At 46.3% G+C, this 503-nt stretch carries 1 protein-coding gene; it reads left to right on the top strand.

Annotated features, from left to right (window positions below; genetic code table 11):
• On the top strand, window positions 1-463 hold a 463-nt coding region (locus H8S64_RS22370; RefSeq protein WP_186978754.1), incomplete at its 5' end, for a nucleotidyl transferase AbiEii/AbiGii toxin family protein.
• Window positions 464-503: the final 40 nt, after the last annotated feature.

Genomic DNA, 503 nt, shown 5'->3' with positions numbered 1-503 from the left:
AAGTTTTGAAACGCAGTGTATCAACCCCCGAAAGACTATCTGCGACAAGGTTTCAAGGCTGGTAAAGCTGTCTTACAATGAGGATGCAGCCGCACTGTTGGCAAAGCATATCCGTGACGTTTACGACTTGTCGGCACTCTACCACAATCAGGAATATAACGATTACCTACATTCGGAAGATTTCTTGGATGCCATGTACCGGGTGACGATAGAGGACGGACTAAATAAAAACTCCCGTTCGCACTTGTCGCTGGCTGATGCACCGATATTCAAGGATGCCGAAGCGGTCATGGCGTTACCCGAAGTGGCTACGGCGTACACTACCGATTTGAAGAAACTGACTTTCGACAAAAGCAAGATGCCGCCGATAGGCAAGGCTGTGGAAGCATTGAAGAACCTGCACGAAATATTAGTGCGTTTTGAAGCCTACCGCACCAAAAAGCAAAATGAAGAACAACCGTAAAGCTACATCGGCTGTTCTTCACTCCATACATTATTATATA

Source organism: Butyricimonas hominis (assembly GCF_014287455.1).
Classification (GTDB): Bacteria; Bacteroidota; Bacteroidia; order Bacteroidales; family Marinifilaceae; genus Butyricimonas; species Butyricimonas muris.
Note: the sequence above shows the minus strand (reverse complement) of the source record. Positions and strands in the feature narration are given on the sequence as shown.